General features: G+C 37.5%; 4 protein-coding genes. All 4 read left to right on the top strand.

Features of this window, described 5'->3' with window-relative positions:
• Positions 1-578, top strand: a 578-nt coding sequence (locus AC1DPQ_RS15210) for a helix-turn-helix transcriptional regulator (protein ID WP_477610057.1), incomplete at its 5' end; no start/stop codon positions are given.
• A 288-nt stretch (positions 579-866) separates the two neighbouring features.
• A complete protein-coding gene (locus AC1DPQ_RS15205; protein WP_477610055.1) occupies positions 867-3,980 on the top strand; it encodes a SusC/RagA family TonB-linked outer membrane protein in 3,114 nt (1,037 codons plus the stop codon).
• Between the two features lie 11 nt (positions 3,981-3,991).
• Complete coding sequence (locus AC1DPQ_RS15200) at positions 3,992-5,449, top strand: RagB/SusD family nutrient uptake outer membrane protein (RefSeq protein ID WP_477610053.1); 1,458 nt, start codon at positions 3,992-3,994, stop codon at positions 5,447-5,449.
• Positions 5,450-5,610: 161 nt separating this feature from the next.
• Positions 5,611-6,000: hypothetical protein (locus AC1DPQ_RS15195; RefSeq protein WP_477610051.1), on the top strand; the 390-nt coding region annotated here is incomplete at its 3' end.

Genomic DNA, 6,000 nt, shown 5'->3' with positions numbered 1-6,000 from the left:
GCAACGAGAGTTTGCTTGCCGGAAAAGAAGCTGGGGAAACACCTCCTTTTATCGAATCACTTTATCCTTTTTCTGGCGATATGCGCTTTAATGTGCTGCATTTAAAAAGTCAGCTCGATAAAGGTTTGAAAGACGAAATGCTGATTAATGAATACCTGTACCACTGTCTTTTAAACTATTATAAAATTTATGATAAAGAGGTAGCCCAGAAATTGGATAAACTCAGCTTTATCAAAACAAAAACCCGTGAAGAGGTTTTAAAAAGATTAACACTTGCTAAAGAATACATTAGTAGCAATTACAATCAAAATATAACATTAGAAAACATTGCCGAACAGGCATGTTTATCGGTTAACCATTTGCTAAGAACATTTAAAGAAGCATATGAGATTAGCCCATACCAGTTTTTAGTGCAGTTAAGATTAAACAGGGCTAAAAAACTATTGCAAACTACCACTTATTCCTTAAACGAAATAGTACGTTTAGTAGGGTTTGAATGCCCAAGTTCATTCATCAGGTTATTTAAACACACGTTCAATATTACCCCGCTAAAATATAGAAAGAGTAGGTTGAACTAATTATAAATAGTGATTTCTGCATATTTAGAATGTTAGGATGAAACTATTTTTGAAGCTCTTGCAGGACAATTTGTAGAAGTTTTTTCCTGTTTAGGTTAATAATGATTAAAAAAGCAAACTGCCAGGATTGGGGTTTGCTTTTTTGCGTTTAAAGCCTACTTCTATCCAGAATGGTGATTTTCGCACATTTTTGGATTTTCACAGCGCCTAAATTGCTTATTGATTTGGTTTCATGCGTATCTGCTAAAACTAAAGAACAAATTATTTACTAACTATTTATTTCGAAACATGAAACAAAAATTACTATTGATTTTAATGGTTGCGGTTTTGTCTTATTTCAACGCCCTGGCGCAGAATAAAACAATAACCGGAAAGGTGGTTGATGCTGATGATGGTTTACCATTGCCCGGCGTATCAATAAAAGTAAAGGGCACTACACAGCTGACCCAAACCACCGGACAGGGAACCTTTTCTATTACCATACCTTCAGATGCACAAACGCTAGTGCTAAGTTATGTGGGCTATACCGAGCAGGAAGTAAGAATAACCGGCGAAACGTTAAATATTCGCATGGTATCATCAGCTAGAAATCTTCAGGATGTAATGGTTATTGGTTATGGAACAGTAAAGAAAGAAAACTTTACGGGTTCTGCAGCGGTAGTTAAAGAGGACGTTTTCAAAGACCGTCCGGTTACTTCTTTTGAAAAGGTCTTACAGGGTGCAGCTGCAGGCGTTCAAGTTACCAGTGTATCTGGTCAGCCAGGCGCTACTTCTACTGTTAGGATTCGTGGAGTAGGTTCCTTCACCGCTTCAAGTACCCCGCTTTATGTAGTTGATGGTATTGCCATTACTAATGGCGATTTAAGTTCGGTTGCACAAACTTCTGATGTACTTTCCTCAATAAATCCCAACGATATTGCTTCGGTAACGGTATTAAAAGATGCGACCGCTGCAGCTATTTATGGTTCTAGGGCAGCAAATGGAGTTGTATTAATTACCACAAAACAAGGTAAAGCAGGGCAAACCAAATTAAATCTTAGCTCTAGCACAGGTTATTCCTACCAGGCAGTAGATAAACATGAGGTAATGGATGCCACCCAGTATTACAAAACCTATTGGGATGTTTATTATGCACAACGTTTAGCAGCAGGCTTAACACCTGATGCCGCGGCTACTGCAGCAAATGGATTAACCAATGCTAAATTGGTGGTGAATCCCTACAATACAGCAAATCCTTATGCTGCAAATGGTGTGCTTGCTAGTGGCGCATCATTGCTTTATGATACCGATTGGCGTGATGAAGTATTGCGTAGAGGAGTAACTAAAAATATCGATCTATCGGCCAGTGGTGGTAATGATAAAACAAAATTCTTTCTCTCAGGGGGGTATTTTGAGCAAAATGGAATTGTAATTAGGTCGGATTTTAAACGCTATTCAGGAAAATTCAATATCAACTCTGAGGTAACGGATTTCTTAAAAATCGGGATCAATAACAGTTTGGCCCGTACCGAACAAAATACACCAGCTGGAAGTACAGGTGCAGATAACCCGGTAAACTTTGCCGATCAAACAGCAAACATATACCCATTATATGTGCGCGATGCAAATGGGAACATTGTATATGATGCTACAGGAAGTCCGGTTTATAACTACATTAACCCGGTTACCCCAGATTTTAATCCGGTGGGTTTATCCAAGTTAAACGAATATAATACCATAACCAATAGAGTAATTACAAGTCCTTTTGCTGAAGTTAGATTTTTGAAAGACTTTACGGCTAAAAGTATGGTTGCAGTAGATTACATAAACAATCGTGAGCGTCAGTTTTATAATATGGAGCATGGTGATGGTGTTAGCGTTAAAGGACGCGCATACCGCTACTCAAAAGAAGATGTTACGGTAACTTTTCAAAATACGATAACCTATAATAAAACTTTCAACCTGCATAATTTTGATGTTTTATTAGGCCAAGAGGCTTACCGTTCAAAGCGTGATTTTAACTACTCGCAGGTTACAGGATTCCCTTTCCCGGGTACTAATGAGCAAATAGCAGCATCAACACCATCAACAGTACAATCTTATTATACTCAACAAAGGTTTGCCTCGTATTTTTCGCGTTTGCAATATAACTATGCAGGTAAGTACTATCTATCGGGAAGCTTAAGGAGAGATGGATCATCTGTTTTTGGAAACGATAATAAATATGGAACATTTTATTCTGTTGGTGGTGGATGGCGCATCGGCAGAGAGAATTTCTTAAAAGATGTGAGCTGGATTGATGAATTAAAGATAAGGGCCAGTTATGGTACGTCTGGTAATGATAGGATTGATCGCTACGCATCACAGGGTTTGTATGGTCTGGGTAAAAACTACGAAGGACAGTCAGGTATTAATTATGTTCAGCTAGAAAATATTAATTTAAAGTGGGAACAGAATTCAACTGTAGATATTGGTTTGGAGTTTGCCTTATTTAAAKGGAAAATAAGTGGAGAGGCCTCTTATTATAAACGAGGATCGAAAGGCTTACTGTTTGACCAGCCACTCACTCGGTTAACAGGTTTTGACAATTTGATAACCAATCTCGCATCAATGGACAATTATGGTGTTGAGATCTTATTGAATGGAAATCCGGTAAAAACTAAAGATTTTGATTGGAATATATCATTCAACATTACATCAAATAAAAATAAAATTAATGCAATGACCCAAAATGAGGTTATTGACGGTACCAAAAGATGGAAAGTGGGTGAAGATAGATATCAGTGGTATTTGCGGGAGTATGCAGGTGTAGATCCTGCAGACGGCAAACCGATGTGGTTTACTGATGAAATCGTGAATGGACAATCAACAGGTAACAAGATCACCACTAAAAACTGGTCTACAGCAACAAGATACGATGGTTTAGGTTCTTCATTACCAAAATTCACCGGAGGTTTTAATAATACCCTGAAATATAAAGAATTTGACTTAAGTGTATTTACTTATTTTTCTACAGGAGCAAAAATTTATGACACCTTATATGGTAACCTGATGCATAGCGGAGGTACTGTAGGTAAACAGCTATCTGTAGATAATTATAACAGCTGGCAAAAACCAGGTGACATCACTGATGTGCCACGATTTGTGATCAACAATACCGATTTAGGAAACAGCCAGTCAACCCGTTTTTTATACGACGGATCGTTTATGCGTGTTAAAAATATCACCTTAGGCTATTCTTTAAAGAAAAACTGGTTAGAATCTATCCATTTGTCGAATGTACGAGTATATCTGATGGCTGAAAATCCTTTTACATTGGCAAAACACAAAGGAATGGATCCAGAGTCGGCCCTTACCGGTTTAACAGATAACGATATTCCAAATGTTAAAACATTTACGCTAGGTCTTAATGTAGGATTTTAATTGATAAAGAAATGAGAATTATAAAAACATATAAAACGGCCTTATATGCCGGAGTGGTGTTGCTTTTTGTTGGGGCAACGTCATGTAAGAAGGAATTTTTGCAGGTAATACCAACACAACAGATCAATGCAAAGGATGCCTTTTCTTCTGGAGCTAAAATCCAGGCCGCCATGACTGGTATTTACGATCTAACTACTTTTTCGGGTTATACCAACAACATGATATTGAGTGTTGATGTTAAAGGGAATGATGTGATGATTGTGAGTGGTGCTGCAAATTACAACCGTTTTGTGGCACAATACCAGTTTATAGAAACAGTAAATAATGGCGATGCATACACATGGTGGCAATACAGCTATAAGGTGATTTCAAATGCAAATCAGTTTGTTGTTAATATTCCGGATGCTCCTATAAGTGATGCCTTAAAAACAGAATATTTAGCGGAAGCACGTGCATTGAGAGCTTATACTTACTTTTGGCTGGTACGTTGGTTTGCCCAACCTTACAGCGTAAATCCTGAAGCCCTTGGTGTACCCATTTTAAGAAAACCACTTGGACCAGATGAGACATCTCCGGCAAGGGATAAAGTAAAAGATGTATACGCTTTTATTATTGATGACTTAAAATATGCCGAAACAAATCTGCCAACAGCTGGCAGAACCAGCATTTATAGAATAAATGTGGCTGCTATTCAAGGTATGTTAGCCAGAGTTTATCTTAATATGGGTAATTGGGCAGAAGCAAGTCGCTATGCTAAGTTGGCACGCGCTGCAAAACCATTAAGTACAGCCGCCGCATTGTTAACAGGTTTTAGTAATCCAACTTCCGAATGGATTTATGCCATTAATGTAAGAACTGATGATAACCAAGGTTTCTTGGCAGTGTCATCTTTTTATGATCCTTATGACTCGGGCTATTCTAGTTTTAGAGTTACAGACGACTTTTTTAACTCTTTTGCTGCAAACGACGAGCGTAAAAAGCAATTTCTGGTTAAAAGTAGCCCAACGGCAGCTGCAAGTACCGCAGCATATAGAAGAAGGGGTGAGGGATACCTAATCAATAAGTTCGATTTTACGACCACCACAGCTAATAATCAGGTGCTAATACGCTCTTCAGAGATGTATTTAATAGAAGCGGAGGCAGAAGCAAGGTTAGGTAATGAACTAGCAGCAAAACAAGCTTTGTTGGCTATACAACAAAGGGCAGGAGTTGCAACAGTTATTTCTCTGAATACTGGCAATGCTTTGGTCGAAGAAATATTATTAGAGCGCAATAAAGAGTTGTATGGTGAAGGACATAAATTTTTTGACTTGTTGCGTACTAACAAAGGAGTTAATAGAACTGGATCTACGGTGCACTGGAAAATTGTAAATTTTGCATCTGGCGATAATAGATTAGTTTCACCAATTCCTCAGCTAGAACTAGATGCCAATCCAGTATTAAAACCACAACAGAACCCTGGATATTAGTGCTTTTTACTACAAAATTTAAGCGATAGAAAGCCCTTACAATTCATTTTGAAAGGGCTTTCTGCTTAATATCACATTTTAGTTACCTCAGCATTATGGTGTTATCGGCATATTATTTTCTTTTATTCCAGCCGACCTTTAATAAAAAAACACAGATAGTTATGAGACTAAAAGCTTTGGTGATTTTATTACTAGGTATTACAATCACAAATAATGTTTTTGCAGCTGAAAAACCAACTGCAAGCCATAAATCGGTTATCAATTATTATATGGACAGCTATATGAATTCTGACTATAAAAAGTTAAAAGCTGTTTTAAGTGAGGATGCTGTTTTTACGTCGAATAGAGATGTAAGGGTAATTAAACATAAAGCAAGTGATGTGTTAAATCAAATGAAGAAAAATGAAGGCGTAATTCAGAAAGATTGCAACATCAGCTCTTCAATCGTTTCTGAAACCGATGCCCTGGTAATTGCACGTGTAGATATTAATTACGAATTGTTTGATGGCGCACAACAAAACTTTGTGATTATCGAGAAAGATAAAGAAGGC

The sequence above is a fragment of the Pedobacter sp. 01T416_2 genome (assembly GCF_056398925.1).
Note: the sequence above shows the minus strand (reverse complement) of the source record. Positions and strands in the feature narration are given on the sequence as shown.